The sequence below is a fragment of the Cryobacterium sp. Hh38 genome (genome assembly GCF_004403235.1).
Taxonomy (GTDB): Bacteria; Actinomycetota; Actinomycetes; order Actinomycetales; family Microbacteriaceae; genus Cryobacterium; species Cryobacterium levicorallinum.
The window spans coordinates 208,827-226,309 of sequence record NZ_SOHD01000007.1 but is presented as its reverse complement, the minus strand read 5'-3'; the positions used below and the strand labels follow the sequence as shown (position 1 = coordinate 226,309).

At 65.7% G+C, this 17,483-nt stretch carries 15 protein-coding genes; 1 reads left to right on the top strand and 14 read right to left on the bottom strand.

Annotated features, from left to right (window positions below):
* Positions 1-63 precede the first annotated feature (63 nt).
* The 10 genes from pheT to infC all read right to left on the bottom strand — a co-directional run bounded on the left by pheT (position 64) and on the right by infC (position 9,652).
* On the bottom strand, positions 64-2,658 hold the full coding sequence (gene pheT / locus E3T41_RS03310) for a phenylalanine--tRNA ligase subunit beta (RefSeq protein WP_134477328.1): 2,595 nt from the start codon (positions 2,656-2,658) through the stop codon (positions 64-66).
* Positions 2,658-3,683 carry a phenylalanine--tRNA ligase subunit alpha gene (gene pheS, locus E3T41_RS03305; protein WP_134477355.1) on the bottom strand — a complete coding sequence of 342 codons (1,026 nt, stop codon included), beginning with the start codon at positions 3,681-3,683 and terminating at the stop codon, positions 2,658-2,660. The genes pheT and pheS overlap by 1 nt, the downstream gene beginning before the upstream one ends.
* A gap of 110 nt (positions 3,684-3,793) precedes the next feature.
* Complete coding sequence (locus tag E3T41_RS03300) at positions 3,794-4,702, bottom strand: amino acid ABC transporter permease (RefSeq protein ID WP_092449838.1); 909 nt, start codon at positions 4,700-4,702, stop codon at positions 3,794-3,796.
* Positions 4,699-5,346, bottom strand: a complete 648-nt coding sequence (locus E3T41_RS03295) for an amino acid ABC transporter permease (RefSeq protein WP_134477326.1) — start codon at positions 5,344-5,346, stop codon at positions 4,699-4,701. The genes E3T41_RS03300 and E3T41_RS03295 overlap by 4 nt, the downstream gene beginning before the upstream one ends.
* A gap of 137 nt (positions 5,347-5,483) precedes the next feature.
* Positions 5,484-6,347, bottom strand: a complete 864-nt coding sequence (locus E3T41_RS03290) for a glutamate ABC transporter substrate-binding protein (RefSeq protein ID WP_092449842.1) — start codon at positions 6,345-6,347, stop codon at positions 5,484-5,486.
* An 84-nt stretch (positions 6,348-6,431) separates the two neighbouring features.
* Entirely contained in the window at positions 6,432-7,220 is a 789-nt protein-coding gene (locus E3T41_RS03285; protein WP_134477324.1) for an amino acid ABC transporter ATP-binding protein, read from the bottom strand.
* A 263-nt stretch (positions 7,221-7,483) separates the two neighbouring features.
* The gene (locus E3T41_RS03280) at positions 7,484-8,284 is read right to left on the bottom strand and encodes an RNA methyltransferase (RefSeq protein WP_092449846.1); all 801 of its coding nucleotides are present in this window, start codon (positions 8,282-8,284) and stop codon (positions 7,484-7,486) included.
* A 125-nt stretch (positions 8,285-8,409) separates the two neighbouring features.
* Positions 8,410-8,802: a 50S ribosomal protein L20 gene (rplT, locus tag E3T41_RS03275; RefSeq protein WP_092449848.1), complete on the bottom strand. Its 393-nt coding sequence runs from the start codon at positions 8,800-8,802 to the stop codon at positions 8,410-8,412.
* A 36-nt stretch (positions 8,803-8,838) separates the two neighbouring features.
* A complete protein-coding gene (rpmI, locus tag E3T41_RS03270; RefSeq protein WP_092341054.1) occupies positions 8,839-9,033 on the bottom strand; it encodes a 50S ribosomal protein L35 in 195 nt (64 codons plus the stop codon).
* Positions 9,026-9,652, bottom strand: a complete 627-nt coding sequence (infC, locus tag E3T41_RS03265; RefSeq protein ID WP_104127223.1) for a translation initiation factor IF-3 — start codon at positions 9,650-9,652, stop codon at positions 9,026-9,028. The genes rpmI and infC overlap by 8 nt, the downstream gene beginning before the upstream one ends.
* Before the next feature lie 289 nt (positions 9,653-9,941).
* On the opposite strand from infC, the gene E3T41_RS03260 reads away from it, so the two are divergent.
* On the top strand, positions 9,942-10,307 hold the full coding sequence (locus E3T41_RS03260; protein WP_092449850.1) for a DUF1844 domain-containing protein: 366 nt from the start codon (positions 9,942-9,944) through the stop codon (positions 10,305-10,307).
* Positions 10,308-10,373: 66 nt separating this feature from the next.
* On the opposite strand, the gene E3T41_RS03255 is transcribed toward E3T41_RS03260, so the two are convergent.
* From E3T41_RS03255 to priA, 4 genes are read right to left on the bottom strand one after another with little or no spacing between them, the layout of a single operon-like run.
* Positions 10,374-11,162, bottom strand: a complete 789-nt coding sequence (locus E3T41_RS03255) for a DNA-formamidopyrimidine glycosylase family protein (RefSeq protein ID WP_092449852.1) — start codon at positions 11,160-11,162, stop codon at positions 10,374-10,376.
* Positions 11,155-15,819, bottom strand: coding sequence for an ATP-dependent helicase (locus E3T41_RS03250; RefSeq protein ID WP_134477322.1), 4,665 nt, complete (start codon positions 15,817-15,819; stop codon positions 11,155-11,157). Before E3T41_RS03250 ends, E3T41_RS03255 begins: the two co-directional genes overlap by 8 nt.
* Positions 15,820-15,867: 48 nt before the next feature.
* Positions 15,868-16,707, bottom strand: a complete 840-nt coding sequence (locus tag E3T41_RS03245) for an SseB family protein (protein ID WP_092449856.1) — start codon at positions 16,705-16,707, stop codon at positions 15,868-15,870.
* Entirely contained in the window at positions 16,707-17,453 is a 747-nt protein-coding gene (gene priA / locus E3T41_RS03240) for a bifunctional 1-(5-phosphoribosyl)-5-((5-phosphoribosylamino)methylideneamino)imidazole-4-carboxamide isomerase/phosphoribosylanthranilate isomerase PriA (protein ID WP_092449858.1), read from the bottom strand. The genes E3T41_RS03245 and priA overlap by 1 nt, the downstream gene beginning before the upstream one ends.
* Positions 17,454-17,483 lie beyond the last annotated feature (30 nt).

Sequence of the window (17,483 nt, the reverse complement as noted above, 5' to 3'; positions counted from 1 at the left end):
CCGAACAGCGGATGCCGCGGGCCGACCCCGCAGGGTCGGGCCGCGGCATCCGCTCACCAGCGTTTACTCGCGCAGGGTCGCGCCGAACCGGTCGGCCGCGAGAGCGACACCGGCCAGGCGCGCAGCGCTGGCTTCGGCAGCGGTCAGCGTGCGTTCCTCGCCGCGAAAACGCAGCGCGAAGGTGAGTGATTTCTGGCCGGGTTCGACTCCGGCACCGCGGTAGTCATCGACCAGTTCGATGCTCTCGAGCAGGTCACCGGCGCCCTCCGCCACGGCCGCACGCAGGTCAGCAGCCGGCACGGAGGCCGCCACGACGAGCGAGAGGTCCTGGGTGGCGGCGGGCATCGTGCGGATCGGCGTGACCGTATTGATCACTCCGGCCTGCGCGAAGACGAGCGCGAGGTTAATCTCTGCGACGGCGACGACTGCGGGCAGGTCGTAGTCGTCGGCTACCGCGGGCAGTAGTTCGCCGGCAAATCCAACCGACACCGTGGCGGCGGTGCCCGGAGCAGCGACGAACAGTTCGGCGGTGCGCCCGGAGTGCATCGCCGGGTGCCGACCCTGGCGAACCTCGATGCGCACCCCGGTGGCCAGCGCCACCTGCTGCACGGCGGCCAGCGCCGACTGCCAGCCGGCGGCGACGGCAGCCTGGCCCGGCTGGTGCCGCACGTCGTTGCCGATGAGAACGACGCCGACCAGAAGCGGCTGCGGCACAATCCCCGCGTTCAGCGCCGCCTCATCCTGCATGCTCGGACGTGCGGCCCCGGCGGGAAGCACAGCCATGCCGTAGCTCACCCCGGCCACGGGCCGAAAGACCAGGCCCTGCTCGTAGATGGCCACATCGACGAGCCCGCGAGAACGGTTGCGGTGCGCGATCTGCAGCATTCCGGGCAGGATCGAGGAGCGCAAGTACGGCGCCTCACCGTCGAGCGGGTTGGCGACCTTCATCTGGGGCACCGCGACCGGGGCAGCGGATGCCGCAGCACCGTCGGTGCTGTCAGTATCCGTCTGCGACGGCACGACGGCCACACCGAACAGGTTGTTCGCCTGCTCGGAGACGAACGGATAGGTCAGCACCTCACTGTGGCCGGTGGCGGCGAGGGTCTGCGCGACCGTGCGGCGCAGCGTCTGGGTGTGCGTCAGGCCGCGGCCGGGCGGCGCGACCGGCAGAACCGAGGGAATCTTGTCGTACCCGACAATGCGGGCGACCTCTTCGGCCAGGGTCCACTTGTCGGTGAGGTCAGGGCGCCAGCTCGGCGGAGTGACCTGCAGGTCGCCGTCGGCTTCCTCGAGGGAGGCACCGACGTCGACCAGGGCAGCACGCACCTCGTCGCCAGTGTAGGCAAAGCCGATCAGGCCCGACACGAATCCGGTCGGCAGCAGAATCGGCTGTGCGGCCGGCGCCTCGTTGTAAACCGACCCGAGGTTGTCGGCAACTCCCCCGGCAAGTTCCACCAGCAGCTGCACCACGCGGGCGGCGGCAACGGCAGCAACCTGCGGGTCGACGCCACGTTCAAACCGCTTGCTCGCCTCGCTAGGCAGCTTGTGGCGGCGGGCCGAGCGCGCAATGGACACCGGGTCGAAGTTGGCGGCCTCGACGAGCACATTGACGGTCTCCGAGCTGATCTCGGTGTTCGCCCCTCCCATCACTCCGGCCAGGCCTATTGGCCCGGATTCGTCGGTGATCAGCAGATCTTCGATGTTGAGCGTGCGGGTGACGGCGTCGAGCGTGGTGAATTTCTCGCCGGCGGTCGCGCGTCGCACGATGATGCCGCCGGCCAGCTTGTCGAGGTCGTAGCCGTGCAGCGGCTGGCCGAGCTCGAACATAACGTAGTTGGTCACGTCGACTACGAGCGAGATCGAGCGGATGCCGACCAGCCCCAACCGGGCGATCATCCAGGCCGGGGTTGGCCGGGTCGGGTCGACGCCGCGCACGACGCGGGTCACGAACACCGTCGCACCGGTCCGGTCCCGAATCGGGGCCTGGTCGTCGATCGTGACCGGGAACCGAGTGACCGGGGCCACGACGGTGAGGGCGAGTGCGGGGTCCCGAAACGGTACGCCGGTCGCGTGCGAATATTCGCGGGCGACGCCGCGAATGGAGAAGGCGTAGCCGCGGTCAGGCGTCACGTTGATCTCGACGGCGCTGTCGTCCAGGCCCAGCAGGGGGATGGCATCCGTTCCCACCGGGGCGTCGATGCCGAGCGATGACAGCAGCAGAATGCCATCGTGCTCGTCGCCAAGGCCGAGTTCACGGGCCGAGGCGATCATACCGTCAGAGACGTGGCCGTACGTTTTGCGGGCGGCGATCGGAAACGGTCCCGGCAGCGAGGCGCCGGGCAGGGTCACAACGACCTTGTCGCCGACGGCGAAGTTGTGCGCACCACAGATAATGCCGTGCACCGCCGGGCCGCCGTCGGCGGCGAGTTCACCCTCGGGGGCTACGCGCACCTGGCACCAGTTGATGGTCTTGCCGTTGCTCTGCTCTTCGCCGACGAATTCGAGTACCTCGCCGACCACGATCGGGCCAGACACCTCGAAGCGGTGGATGTCTTCTTCTTCGAGGCCGACACTGACGAGAGCGGCGTGCACGTCTTCCGGCGTCGTGCCGGGCGCGAGGTCGACGAATTCGCCGAGCCAGGACAGTGGTACCCGCATTAGATCGTCATCCCATACTGCTGGCTGAACCGGATATCGCCTTCGACCATGTCGTGCATGTCCTTTACGTCATTTCTAAACATCACTGCTCGTTCCACGCCGACGCCGAACGCGAACCCGGAGTACACCTCGGGGTCGATTCCGGCGGAGCGCAGCACGTTAGGGTGCACCATGCCGCAGCCGCCCCACTCGATCCAGCGCGCGCCGTCCTTGAAGGTCGGGTGCCAGACGTCGAGCTCGGCGCTCGGTTCGGTAAACGGAAAGTAGTTCGGGCGCAGGCGTACCTTGGCTTCGGGGCCGAACAAGGCCTGCACGAAGTGGTCGAGCGTGCCGCGCAGGTTCGCCATGGTGAGGCCCTTGTCGATGGCGATGCCCTCGATCTGGTGGAACACCGGCGTGTGCGTCGCGTCGAGCTCATCGGTGCGAAACACCCGTCCGGGCGCGACCACGTACACCGGAAGCTCGCGGCTGAGCAACGCGCGCAGCTGCACGGGCGAGGTCTGCGTGCGCAAAACGAGGTGGGCATCCGTCGGTTCGACGAAGAAGGTGTCCTGCATGGCGCGGGCGGGGTGGTCCTCGTCGAAGTTGAGCCCGTCGAAGTTGAACCATTCGCTCTCGAGCTCCGGTCCTTCGGCTACTTCCCAGCCCATGGCCACAAACACGTCGGCGGCCCGTTCGGTCAGCAGTGAAATCGGATGCCGCGCCCCGGCTTTCCAAGCGGATGCTGCGGCCGTCACGTCCACCGTTTCGGCGAGCAGCCGGGCGGCGGCTTCAATCGCACCGATCTCGTCTTCGCGGGCGGTCAGCGCCTTCGTGACAGCGCCGCGGGCCTGGCCGACGAGCTTGCCGGCGGCGGCCTTCTGGTTTCCGGGCACGCTGCGCATGAGCGCGTTGAGCTTCGACAACGGCGACGACTCCCCCGCGTGCTCGCTGCGCACACGCTTGAGCGCGGCGGTCGTAGTGGCGGCAGCGATGGCGGCTAATGCCGCGTCAACCGCGGCGCTGACGGCGTCTTCGGAGATCAACGGCTCCGGCTGAGCGGATGCGACGGCGTCAGGTGCCGCCGGATCGGATGGTGTGGTGGGCTCTGGGGGAACGCTGGGAACAGACACAAGGCCCAAGTTTAGCGGGCTTGCTACTGGCCTCTGCTCTGCGCACCCAGTGCGCGCGGGTCGACGAGGTTCGGGTCGATCGGCGGCGTAGGGTCGGGTTTGATGAGCTTGCCAGCCTGTGGCCCGGTGCGCTTGGCGATTCGGCGGGCCAGCCAAGACAGCGACAGGTTCATCGTCAGGTAGATGGCAAGCACGACGAAGAAGAACGAGAACTGGTATTGGTTGCCGAAGAAGGTACCCAGGTTGTAGTTTCCGGAGCGCATCAGTTCGGGGTAGCCGACCACAAAAGCCAGCGAGGTGTCCTTGAGCAGCACAACCAGCTGCGCGATGATGATCGGAAGCATCTGGCGGAACGCCTGCGGAAATTCGATGCGAAAACGCGTCGCGATCGGCGTCAGGCCGATGGCCAGCCCAGCTTCACGCTGTCCGCTCGGCAGGGCGTTGATGCCCGCGCGCAGGGCCTCGCCAATGATTGCACCGTTATAGACGGCCAGGGCGGCCACGCCGGCCCAGAACGAACCGGTAGAAAAGACCAGCAGGATGAACAGCATCATCAGCAGCACGGGCATGCCGCGGAAGAATTCGAGCACGATCGTGGTCGGGATGCGGATCCAGGCGGCGCCGGAGGAACGGCCGAAGGAGAAGAGAACGCCGATCACGAGGGCAAAAGCCGCCGCGACGAAGGCCATCCGCAGCGTGTTTAAGGCGCCGATGCCCAGGGTGCGCCAGACCTGCACGTCGTTGAGGACGTCCCAACGGGAGGCATCCCAGATGCCGGGCTGCACGGCCCCGTTGGCACTCGTCTTGGGAAGGCCCAAAACCACGATCAGGGTCAGCAAAGCACCAACAATGATGACGACGCCGACGACGGAGAAGATCTTGGAGCGGAAGCGGGCTCGGGGGCCGGGAACGTCGTAGAGCACGGAGGTCATCGGAGTACCGCCACCTTCTTCTCGATCCTGCCGGCGATGAAGCCCAAAGGAATGGTGATGATGAGGTAGAACGCGGCAACCGCGAGCAGGATCGCAATGACGGCGTCCCCACGATCGTTGGTGATACGGCGAGCCGCCCCGAAAAGTTCAAAGACGAAGAATGCGCCGGCGACCGAGGTGTTCTTGGCCAGGGCGATGAACACGTTGATCAGCGGGGGGATCACCATTCGGAACGCCTGCGGCAGAACGATAAAGGAGAGCGTCTGGCCAAAGGTCAGGCCGACACTACGGGCGGCCTCGGCCTGGCCCACGTGCACGCCGTTGACGCCGGAGCGCAGCGCTTCGGCGACGAACGGCGAGGTGTACACCGTCAGGCCGATCGCAGCGAGCTGAAAGTACCCCGGCGAGAATTGCAGGTAGGGCAGCAGGTAGGCGCAGAAGAACAACACGAGCGTGAGCGGTGTGTTACGCACAATTTCGGTGTAAACCGTGGCGAAGGCCCGGAGCGATGCCACGGGTGAGATGCGCATTGCGGCGACGAGCACGCCGAGGATGAATGCGCCCACGCCGGCGACAGCGAGGAGGCCCAGCGTGTTCCGGAAGCCTTCCAAGAACAACGGCAGGTTGTCGACAACTGCGTCCACAACTCACCTCCTCTTCTGTAGATGTAAAACTGTGTGAGCGACCGGATAGATCGTAGTGCGGGTTCACCCGGATGGCCCGTCCGTGAGACGAACGGGCCATCCGGACTGAGCGCGAGTGCGCTGCTGCTGCAATCGACCTAGTAGCGGTCGACGGCCGGCGGCTCTGGGGTGTCGAGAACGCTGCCCGCGGTGGCTTCCCAGGCTTTCACCCACGTTCCGTCTTCGTAGGAGGCTTCGAGTACATCGTTGATGAAGTTACGGAACTCCGTGTCTTCGAGCGCAACGCCGATACCGTAGGGCTCCTCGGTAAACGGGTTGTTGACGACCTCGAACTCATCACCGTTCTGGTCGGCGAGGCCCGCGAGAATCACGTTATCGGTGGTCACAGCGGCGACTTCGCCGCTGCGCAGCGGGCCGAGGCAGTTGGAATAAGCATCCGTGGCGATGATGTCCGTCGTGTACTCGGCGATGTTCTTCTCCGAAGTAGAACCGCTCACGGTGCAAACAGCCTTACCGGCGAGGTCCTCTGGGCCGGTAATGTCGGTGTTGCCCGCGAGCACGAGCAGGTCCTGCCCGGCCGAGTAATACGGTCCGGCGAAGGAGACGGATTCCTTGCGCGTATCGTTGATCGTGTAGGTCGCGACAACCATATCGACCTGGCCGTTGATGATGAACGGCTCGCGGTTCGCGGAGATGGTTTCGATCCAGTTGATGTTGTCGGCGCTGATTCCGAGCGCACCGGCGACGAGCTTGCCGATCTCGATGTCGAAGCCGATGGGGTCTCCCGTGCCCTTGAGGCCGAAGAGCGGCTGGTCGAACTTGGTGCCGATGGTGATCTCGCCGGCTTCGGCGAGGGCGGCCATGGTAGTTCCCGCTTCGAATTCGGGGGCGTCGGCTACGTCGACCGTGTCGGTGGTTGCCCCGGAGTCGGTGCAACCGCTGAGTACGAGTGCGCTGGCGAGGGCAAGGGCCGAAATTGCAAGGCCTTTTTTGAGTCTCATTTGTGTCTGCTCCTGATTGCTGTGAGGTGCTCTGGACGATCTTGCACACTGACTAGTGGACAAGAGATCTAGTGGAAGAAAGTTTTAGTGGTCGAGAATTTTGGAGAGGAAGTCCTGAGCGCGGGTGCTCTGCGGGTTCGTGAAGAATTCCTCCGGGGAGGTCTCCTCGACGATTTCGCCCTCCGCCATGAAGATGACGCGGTCTGCGGCCCTGCGGGCGAAGCCCATCTCGTGCGTCACGACGATCATGGTCATACCGTCGTTGGCGAGGTCGACCATGACCTCGAGCACCTCATTGATCATCTCCGGGTCGAGGGCACTGGTCGGCTCGTCGAGAAGGATGACCTTCGGATCCATGGCCAGGGCACGCGCAATGGCGACGCGCTGTTGCTGGCCACCGGATAACTGTGCGGGCATCTTCTGCGCCTGGTTGGCTACTCCGACACGGTCGAGCAGTGCCATCGCCTTCTTCTCGGCGTCGGCTTTCTTGAGGCCGCGCACCTTGATCGGACCGAGGGTCACATTTTCAAGCACGGTCTTGTGCGCAAACAGGTTGAAGGCCTGAAAGACCATGCCGACGTCCGCACGCAGGTGGGCCAGGGCTTTGCCCTCTTCCGGAAGCTTGACGCCATCGATGGTGATGACGCCGCCATCGATGGTCTCGAGGCGGTTGATGGCCCGGCAGAGCGTCGATTTTCCCGACCCACTTGGTCCGATCACGACGACCACCTCGCCGCGGTTGACTACGGCGTTGATGTTCTTGAGAACGTGCAGTTCTCCGTAGTGCTTGTTGATGTCCTTGACGACGACTAGCGGTTCGCCCCGACGAACGGTGATATTCGAGGTGGCCGGGGACGAATCTATTGGCTCCATACCCCCCAACTTAGAACAGATCACCGGATGAGGGGTGCCAAATTCCCGGACAGTAACGCATTTGTAACAGTCCAGGCATCCGTCGTCTGTGCTATGTAGCAGGTCAGCCGGCGGTCTCCGGCCGGGCACCGGCCGGCCCGTCCAGCGGCTCGGTCGCCGCAGAAAAAGGGTCGGCTCGGCCATGCCCGAGCACACTCGCCCCGGGCATGCCGGATGCCCGGACGGAGCAGTCCGGGCATCGAGTTTTTGTTCGGAACGGCAGGTCAGGCGCGCTGGGCGAACGCGCTTTCGTACAGGCAAACGGATGCCGCGGTCGCCAGGTTCATCGACTCAGCCTCGCCGTAGATCGGCACGCTGACGCTGCGGTCGACCCGGGCGAGGTCTTCATCGGTCAGGCCGCGGGCCTCGTTGCCGAACAGCCACACCGTCGGAGCGGCGAGCAGCCCCTCATTGCGGGCGGAAAGCAGGTCGGAACCCTTGATGTCGGCGGCGAACAGCTGCAGGCCGGCGGAGCGAGCACGGTCCAGCACGTCGGAGAGATCAGCCGCGATGGCGACAGGGAGGTGAAAAATGGAGCCGGTCGAGGAACGGATGACCTTGGGGTTGTACAGGTCAACGCTGCGACCGGTGAGGATGACGGCGTCCGCGCCAGCGGCATCCGCTGCCCGAATGATGGTGCCGGCGTTGCCGGGGTCGCGCACCTCTTCGAGAATGGCGACGAGCTTGGGGCCCGCGTTGAAGATCTTCTTGACCGAGGTGGGGAACTGGTGGCAGACAGCCACGAAGCCCTGCGGGGTGACCGTGTCGGCCATGGCCTCGAGTACCTCTTCGGAGACGAACTCCACCTCGACCTGGGCGTCGACGGCCTTCTGGGCCAGATCGGTATAGCGATCGAGCGCGGTCGGCGTGGCAAACAGCTCCACGACGAGCTCTGGGCGAAAGGTGAGGGCTTCTGAGACGGCCTGCGGGCCTTCGAGCAGAAAGAGACCGGACTCGAGGCGCGCGTCGCGCTTGGCAAGTTTTGCGACGGCACGGACGCGCGGTGAACGTGGATTATCAAGCATGTGGCAAGTTTACTTGCAGAAAAGGAGCGGGCGACCAGGTCGCCCGCTCCTCACTGTGGAACTCTGACCGATTCACCACGTTCACGCCCAGGAGGCAGCCGGTGGTGGTCAATCACGGTGAAGCATTACGCCTTGACGGCGACCTTCGGTGCCGACGTGTCGGCGGGAAGGGCTGCCTTGGCGCTCTCAACGAGGGCGGCGAACGTCGCTGCCTCGTTGACGGCCAGGTCGGCGAGGATACGACGGTCAACCTCGATGCCGGCCAGGCCGAGGCCCTGGATCAGACGGTTGTAGGTCAGGCCATTGGCGCGCGACGCAGCGTTGATCCGCTGGATCCACAGGCGACGGAAGTCACCCTTGCGTGCGCGACGGTCACGGTAGCTATAGGTGAAGGAGTGAGTGAGCTGCTCCTTCGCCTTGGTGACCAGGCGTGAACGCTGTCCGCGGTAGCCCTTGGCGCGTTCGAGAATAACGCGGCGACTCTTGTGGGCGTTTACGGCCCTCTTTACTCTTGCCATTTTTTACAAATCCTTATTCGTTACGGGGGCCTGGTGTTACAGACCGAGAAGCTTCTTGATGACCTTCTGGTCTGACTTGGCCAGCACCTGGTCCTGGTTCAAACGGGACTTGCGCTGCGTGCTCTTGACTTCGAGGTTGTGACGAAGTCCGGCCTGCTGCTTCATGATCTTTCCGCTTCCGGTGACCTTGAAACGCTTCTTGGTTCCGGAGTGGGTCTTCATCTTAGGCATGTGGTTCCTCCTGTTTCGCTGCCTTGTCGGCAACCTTGTCTGCCTTATCGGCGACCTTGTCTGCCTTCTCGGCAGCCTTGTGGGCGTTGATCTCGGCCTTGGCTTCTGACTTGTTTTTCAACGGGCCAATCACCATGACCATGTTTCGACCGTCGATCATCGGAGTCGATTCCACGGAACCGTACTCGGCGACATCCTCGGCAAATTTTTGGAGCAGTCGTACGCCCTGATCAGGCCGGGACTGTTCACGGCCACGAAAAAGAATCATGGCCTTGACCTTGTCACCGCTCTTCAGGAAGCCTTCGGCGCGTTTGCGCTTGGTCTCGTAGTCGTGCGTATCAATCTTGAGACGGAAACGAACCTCTTTCAGGATCGTGTTCGCCTGGTTGCGCCTGGCCTCCTTGGCCTTTTGCGCAGCCTCGTACTTGAACTTGCCGTAGTCCATGATCTTGGCCACGGGCGGCTTGGCTTCGGGTGCAACTTCGACGAGGTCGAGGTCGGCATCCTGTGCCAGGCGCAGGGCAACATCAATCGCCACGACCCCGACCTGCTCGCCGTTGGGACCAACGAGACGAACTTCGGGGACGCGTATACGGTCATTTGTACGGGGATCGCTGATGCGTCTCTCCTCTTGGTTAACTTCGTGATCACAACCAGACAGCGGATGCCGCCTGGGGACGAAGAGAGAAAAATCACGCGATTTCCACGCCAACTTTTTCGTTGATGTGTTCCACACGGCACCCTGTCTACCCTCACGCTGCCACCTTCCCGAGGGAGGCGATAACGCGACGGCGGAGTGCAATCTACCCGGTAACCTTGATGAAGCGGTATGCGCGGGTGGGAGATTCTCCACTTTCGTACCGAGACTATTGTCTCGGAACCAAAGACAAGCCTAGCAGAGGAATGCAGTGAGCCCTAGTTTTGAGCAAGATACGGATTTTGAGCAGGATGCAGCACAGGCAACGCGCGATATCGCTGATGTGGCCGCTGTCGAGATCATCACCACGGCCGCGGTGCACCTGATGAGCGCGGCCGCCGTCAAGTGCGGGCTCGCCGACGATCCCGATGCCCAGATCGACCTTGACGAGGCGCGCAAACTGATCAGTGCTCTCGCCGGGCTGGTCACGGCTGCCGCTCCCGACATCTCCAGCCTTCATGCAGGAAGCCTACGCGACGGGCTGCGCTCACTGCAGCTGGCGTTCCGCGAGGCGTCCGCCTTTCCCGACGCGATCGGCGAAGGCCCCGGCGAGAAGCTCACCGGCCCGGTCAACTGATTCCTCCCCTCACGAACGGATGCCGCCGGTCACCCGACCGACGGCATCCGTTCTGCGCAGCTTGAGTCAGGTCTGGCAGTGCGGGCACCAGAATGTATTGCGCTGCTCGACATCGCTGCGACCGAGAGTGCTGCGTTGAATGTGGGTTCCGCAGCGTCGGCACGCCTGACCGCCTCGCCCGTAGACCCAGGTCTGGGTGCCGCGGCGCAGGTTGCCGGTGGTCGTGCGTTCGTCGCGGTCTTTATTGGCCAGGAGCAGGCGCCGGGCCAGGGCGACGAGTCCGGGGACGTCGGTAACCTCGGCCAGGGGCCGGGTCGGCAAGAGTCCGCGCAGAAAGCAGAGTTCGTTGACATAGACGTTGCCGAGTCCGGCCAGATTGCGCTGGTCGGCGAGGGCCAGAATGACCGGTTGTTCGGGCCGGGCAGCGAGGCGAGTGGCCGCCTCGGCGCTGTTGACCGCACTCCATTCGGTGTCGAGCAGGTCGGGTCCGAGATAGCCGACCACCTCCGACTCGGCCCGGGTAGGAACCAGCTCCAACACACCAAGCTCGAACCCGACCGCGACCCAGTCCAGGGTCTGCAGCACAATGCGCGCCTGGAACGCCGGCCGCTGCCACCGCGTGCCGGGCCGGTACAGGTGCCAGGCGCCCTCCATTTTCAGATGCGAGTGAATGCTCGTCTCGCCGACCCGGTGCAGTAGATGTTTGCCGCGACTGACGACCTCGTGCACGGTCTGGCCCGTGAGATCGGCGGTCGCGAAGGCTGGCACGCGGATGTCGCAGCCGGTGAGAATACTGCCGCGCAGCGCCTGGTCGAGGGTTCGGGCCGTGCGATAGACGGTATCGCCCTCAGGCACGAAGCCTCAGCCCTTTTGGAGTCTCGGTGAATCCCGCGGCGCGCAGAGCCGCACCCACCTCGGTGCCCATGACGAACACGCCGTTGGCCGTTTCGACCGCGATTTTCTGGATGCGACCCGTTGTGACCAGAGCAGCCAGGCTCGCCGTGGCGGCCGCGAGCGTGGCCTCATCCGTCTCGAAGGCAACCACGGTCTTGCCGCCGCGCTCGACGTAGAGCACGAGGGCGCCATCGACGAGCACGACGAGTGCACCCGCCTTCCGGCCCGGGCGATGGGTGGTGTCGCCGGGGAGCGCTGGCCACGGCAGGGCAGCACCGTACGCGTTCGCCGGGTCGGTCGCGGCCAAGGTCACCACGGCCGGATGCCCGACCGACGAGTCGGCTACCCCGGCGGCGAAGGTGCGCAGCCGGTCGATGGTGCCGCCGGTGGCGAACTGGGCAGCGCCGAGCCCCTCGATGAAGTAGCCGCGTCGGCAGCGCGCCATCTCCTCGAATCCGGTGAGCGTGCGGTAGACGAGGGAGAATCCGCCGATGACGCTCTCGGCCATGACCGCGCCGCGCGTCACTACTCCGTAGCGTTCGAGCAGGGTCTCCCCCAGGGCGTGCGCGCGGCGGGTCGGTGAGTCGTCGGCCACGGGCAGAATCGACCAGCGACCCGACACCGTCGGTGGTCCGCCGCGGCTTGCCAGGCTCGGCCGGGGCATCGACCGCCCGCGGTGCAGGCGTGCCCGGGGCACGGCCCGGCTCGGACGATGCGCGGTGTGACCGCCGGAGAGAAGCGACCGGACCGGGGCGAAGGTGTCATTGGTGATCAGGCCGGCCCAGACCAGGTCCCACAGCGCATGCACCAATTCCTGGTCATTCTGGCTACCGACGGCATCGGCAAGTTGCCGAAAGAAGTAGGCACCATTACTGCCCAGGGTCGCCAGGATCTCCTGTTGCAGGGGCGTCGTTTCGACGTCGATCGGTACCGGCAGGGTGAGCTGGGCGGTTTCGGCGAGGTGCAGGCTCACCCAGCCGTCATTGCCGGCAAGCGTTCCCCCGCCGGCCCAGAGCACCTCGCCCGCGTTGGTGAGTTCGTCGAGCATATCCGGACGGTAGTCGCTGACCCGGGCGGGCAGAATGAGCGTCTCCCACGCGGATGCCGGAATGCGCGCCCCCTCCAGCTGCTCAACAACGGATGCGACGCCGTCGATTCCGCGCAGCTTTCCGCCCACGTGCTGCCAGGCCGGCAGAAACCGGCCGATCGCCCGTTGGTCGACCGGTTCGACCTCGTGCCGGAGCGCGGCGAGGGAACGACGGCGGAGCCGCCGCAGCACCTCGGCGTCGCACCATTCCAGGCCGCTGCCGTTGGGTCGAAACTCTCCGGCCACGATGCGTCGGGCATCGGCGAGTCGGCCGAGGGCGATTTGGACGACGGCCGTACCGAGGCCAAACCGGTCGGCGACGGCATTCGTTGTGAAGGGCCCGTGGGAACGCGCATACCGGCTCACCAGATCACCGAGCGGATCAGGCACGGATTCGGTGAAGGCGGAGGGAACGCCGATCGGCAGGGGAACACCGAGGGCATCGCGCAACCGGCTGGCGTCTTCGACCGCCGCCCAGCGATCCTCACCGCCGACGTTGACCCGGATGGCACGGCGGGCATCAACGAGAGCGAGCAGGGCCTGCTCTGCCGCCATCGCACCGGGCACGTGCGGCGATTCGGGCGCGGGCAGGAGCATCCGCTCGGCGACCTCGCTGGTGTTGAGCGGCCCCAGGGTACGCAGCAGGTCCGCGACACCCTCAACGCCCTTGGCCCGGTAGTCGGAGGTGAGCCGCTGCAGTTCCCGGTCGGTCTGGTCGATGACGGCTGGGTCGAGCAGCTCCCGCAGCTCGACCCGACCCAGGAGTTCGGCGAGCAGGCTCGAGTCGATCGCGAGGGCGGTCGCCCGCCGCTCGGCCAGCGGGGTGTCGCCCTCATACATGAAGGCGGCGACGTAACCGAACAATAGGGTACTCGCGAACGGGCTCGCGGTGTCGGTCGTGATTTCGATCAGGCGCAGTTCGCGCGAAGCGATCTGTCGGGCCAGCACCCCGAGGGCTGGCAGGTCGTAGACGTCTTGCAGGCATTCCCGCAGGGTTTCGAGAATGATCGGAAAAGTGGGGAAGGTGCGGGCCACGTCGAGCAGTTGCGCCGCCTTCTGGCGTTGCTGCCAGAGCGGTGAGCGCGCCCCGGGCTTGTAGCGGGGCAGAAGCAGGGCTCGGGCGGCGCACTCGCGAAACCGGGACGCGAACAGAGCCGAGCCACCAACCTCGTCGGTGACCAGTTGCTCGAGCTCGTCGGGGTCGAACACGAACAGTTCGCTGCCGGGCGGCTCGGTTTCGGTGTCGGGAATGCGTACGACGATGCCGTCGTCACTTGCCACGCAGGAGCCGTCGATTCCATAGCGTTCGCGCACGCGGGCACCGACCGCGAGTGCCCACGGTGCGTTTACCGGGGCGCCGTACGGGGAATGCAGCACGACCCGCCAGTCCCCCAGCTCGTCACGAAAGCGTTCGACCACGAGCGTGCGGTCGGTCGGCAGTTGCCCGGTGGCAGCGCGTTGCTCGCCGAGAAAGGCCAGCAGGTTAGTGATCGCCCGGTCGTCGAGGCCACCCACGGCGCAGCGGTCCCTGGCTTGGTCGGCCGGCAGGCTGCCGACCTCGCGCACGAAGGCACCGATGGCCTGGCCCAGTTCGGCCGGGCGGCCCAGCCCGTCGCCCTTCCAGAACGGCAGCCTCCCGGGCTGCCCGAACGCCGGCACGACGAGTACTCGGTCGTGCGTGATCTCCTGAATGCGCCAGCTCGTGGTGCCGAGCGCGAAGACATCATTCACGCGGGACTCGTAGACCATCTCCTCGTCGAGTTCACCGACCCGTTTGCCGGTGATCTGCTCTCCGCCGACCATGAAGACGCCAAATAGACCGCGGTCGGGAATGGTGCCGCCACTGGTGACGGCCAGCCGTTGCGCGCCGGGGCGGCCGGTGAGGGTGCCGGCGTCGCGATCCCAGACGATGCGCGGGCGCAGTTCTGCGAACTGGTCGGAGGGATACCGACCGGCCAGCAGGTCGAGGGTGGCCTCGTAGGCGGAGCGGGGCAGGGTTACGAAGGGTGCGCTGCGCCGCACGGTGTCGAACCAGGTCTCGACGTCGATTGGTTCGAGCGCGCAGGCCGCGACCGTCTGCTGGGCCAGGATATCGAGCGGATTGGTCGGCACCCGCAGCGATTCGATGGCACCGGCGACCATGCGTTCGGCGGCGACCGCGGCGTGGATGAGGTCGGCCCGATGTTTGGGGTAGATGACCCCGCGCGAAATCTCACCCACCTGATGCCCGGCCCGGCCGAGCCGTTGCAGCCCGCTCGAAACCGACGGCGGTGACTCCACTTGCACGACCAAGTCGACGGCGCCCATATCAATGCCGAGTTCAAGGCTCGACGTGGCGACGACACAGCGCAGCCGCCCCGATTTCAGGTCGTCTTCAATGAGCGCGCGCTGCTCTTTGCTGACCGAACCGTGATGCGCGCGAGCGAGCAGCGGTTCGGCCCCCGCACTCTCGCCGCTTGCGCCCATGAGCTCGGCTGGCGGTCTGGCAGGCGCGGGGCTGCCCACCGCCCGGGCGTCCCCCCGCGACACCGTCACGAGAGCGGATGCCTCCTCCCCGGCCAGGCGCTCGGCATAGATTTCATTGAACCGCGCCGTGAGCCGTTCGGTGAGGCGGCGCGAGTTTGCGAACACGATGCTGGAGGAGTGTGCAAGCACCTCGTCGACGATGGCCTCCTCTACGTGGGGCCAGATCGACCCGGTCTGCGGCGCCGAAGCTGACGTGACTCCTTCGCGTTGCGGCACCGGACCGAGGTCGCTCATGTCGTCCACCGGTACGACCACCCGCAGGTCGAACCGTTTCAGCACGGGCGGAGCCACGATCTGCACGGGTGCGGCGCCGCCGAGAAATCGGGCCACCTCGCTCTGCGGCCGCACCGTGGCGGAGAGCCCGATACGTTGCGCCGGCCGGCTCAGCAGGGCGTCGAGTCGCTCGAGGGAGACGGCCAGGTGTGCACCGCGTTTGCTCGCCGCGACCGCGTGCACCTCATCGATGATGACGGTCTGCACGCCGCGCAGCGATTCGCGGGCGGCCGAGGTCAGCATGAGAAACAACGACTCCGGGGTGGTGATAAGAATGTCGGGCGGCGAGGTGACCAGTTTGCGCCGGTCGGCGGCCGGCGTGTCTCCCGAGCGCACGCCAACCGTGACGCGCGGCGGCTCCAGGCCGAGCCGCTGGGCCGAACGGGTGATTCCCACGAGCGGAGCGGTGAGGTTGCGTTCCACATCGACGCCGAGTGCTTTGAGCGGCGAGATATACAGCACGCGAGTGATGGGCGTGGAAGCGGCGGGCACGCGAGTGATGGGCGTGGAAGCGGCGGGGACGGCCGGTGCGGCCGACTCGGTGGCCAGCCGGTCAATGGCCCACAGGAACGCGGCGAGGGTCTTGCCCGACCCAGTCGGAGCCACCACGAGGGCGTGCGAACCCAACGAAATGGCCTCCCATGCTCCCAGCTGCGCTGCTGTCGGTGCCGCGAAAGCCTCGGTGAACCAGGCCCGAGCGGCCGGGGAGAATCGTTCAAGAACGTCGCTCATACCGTTATTGTCGCTCACCCCACCGACATTCGGGTTTCACCCGGAAACCTACGCGGAGGCGACGAGCTTGACGCGCAGCGAATCCACGCCGGTCGTGATGATCTCGCTCTCCGACCACCGGGTGCCGAGGCGGCTCAGAATCGCGTCAAGGTCCGACTGGGTGAGGCCGTCGACCAATTCCAGTTGGACCACGAGTTCGGGACCTTTGAGCTGCGCCAGCGGGTCGCCCGCCATGAGCTGAACCGAGAGCACCGAGAGTTCCGTGGCGATTGATGCGGTGAAAGCGTCGGCGATGAAGTGGCTCGCGTAACTCGGAGTCCACGGCAGCGACTGGGCGATCGCCCAAAGCGCCGGTCGCCGAATGATGAATTCCCCGGGGGATGTCGGGTCGAGCACGACGAGGTCGGTGTCTTCCTGCGCGGCGGCCAGGGCGACGCGCACGGCATCCGCTGGTACGGGCCTTGCGAGGGGGTTCCACGCCGCCATGGCAGCGGTCGACGAGAAGACTGGGAGCACGGTACGGCCGTCCGGCCCTTCAACCGTGATGATCGATAGTTCCTGGGTTTTATCGATGGTCTGCCCGCGCGCGTTCACGGCGGCCTCGCCGAGCTTGGTCACCAGCGGAATGAGCAGACGAGATCCGCGAATGGCATCGATGACGCTTTCTTCGCCGGCCTCTCGAGCTTGAAAACGGGCAAGCGCCGCGGCAAGGGCGGCGGGCGCGGCCCCGTCATCACCGGCTTCGAGGTTGGCCTCGAATTCCCGTCCGGCCCACGGCTGGCCGGCCGAGTCGGCCGTGTTGGCTGACTCATTCCCGTCGCCAGGTCGCCCTGAGCCCGGCTGGCCCGAGGGGTCTCCCGTTGAGCCGAGGTTTCGCGCCCGAGCCATTAGTCCCCCGCGACGTCCAGGGCCTCGGCCAGCGTGAACGCGCCGGCGTAGAGCGCCTTGCCCACGATGGCACCCTCAAGCCCCAGCGGCACAAGCTTGCGCAACGCTTGAATGTCATCAAGGCTCGAAATGCCGCCGGAGGCAATGACCGGCTTGCGCGTGCGGTCGAGCACCTGACGCAGCAGGTCGATGTTCGGGCCCTGCAGAGTGCCGTCCTTGGTGACGTCGGTCACCACATAGCGGGCACACCCGGCTGTTTCGAGCCGTTCGAGGACCTGCCAGAGGTCCCCGCCATCTTTGGTCCAGCCACGCGCGGCCAGGGTTGTTCCGCGTACATCAAGGCCAACGGCAACGGCCTCACCGTATTGTGCGATGACGCTCGCCGCCCACTCCGGGTTTTCCAGCGCTGCGGTGCCGAGGTTGATGCGTTTAACGCCGGTGGTCAGTGCCGCTTCGAGCGATTCGTCATCGCGGATACCGCCGGAGAGCTCGATGTTCACGCCCTTGACCTGACGAATGACCTTCTTGATCACACCGGTGTTGCTGCCACGGCCGAAGGCCGCGTCGAGGTCGACGAGGTGAATCCACTCAGCACCTTGCCTGGCCCAGTCGGCCGCGGCGTCGACGGGGTCACCGTAGTTCGTTTCCGTGCCGGCCTCGCCCTGGGTCAGGCGAACCGCCTTGCCGCCGGCCACATCGACGGCGGGCAGGAGGACGAGCCTCGGTGTCTTGTTGAACTCACTCATTGGTGTCCTTGATTGGTGCGGTCGCGCTGT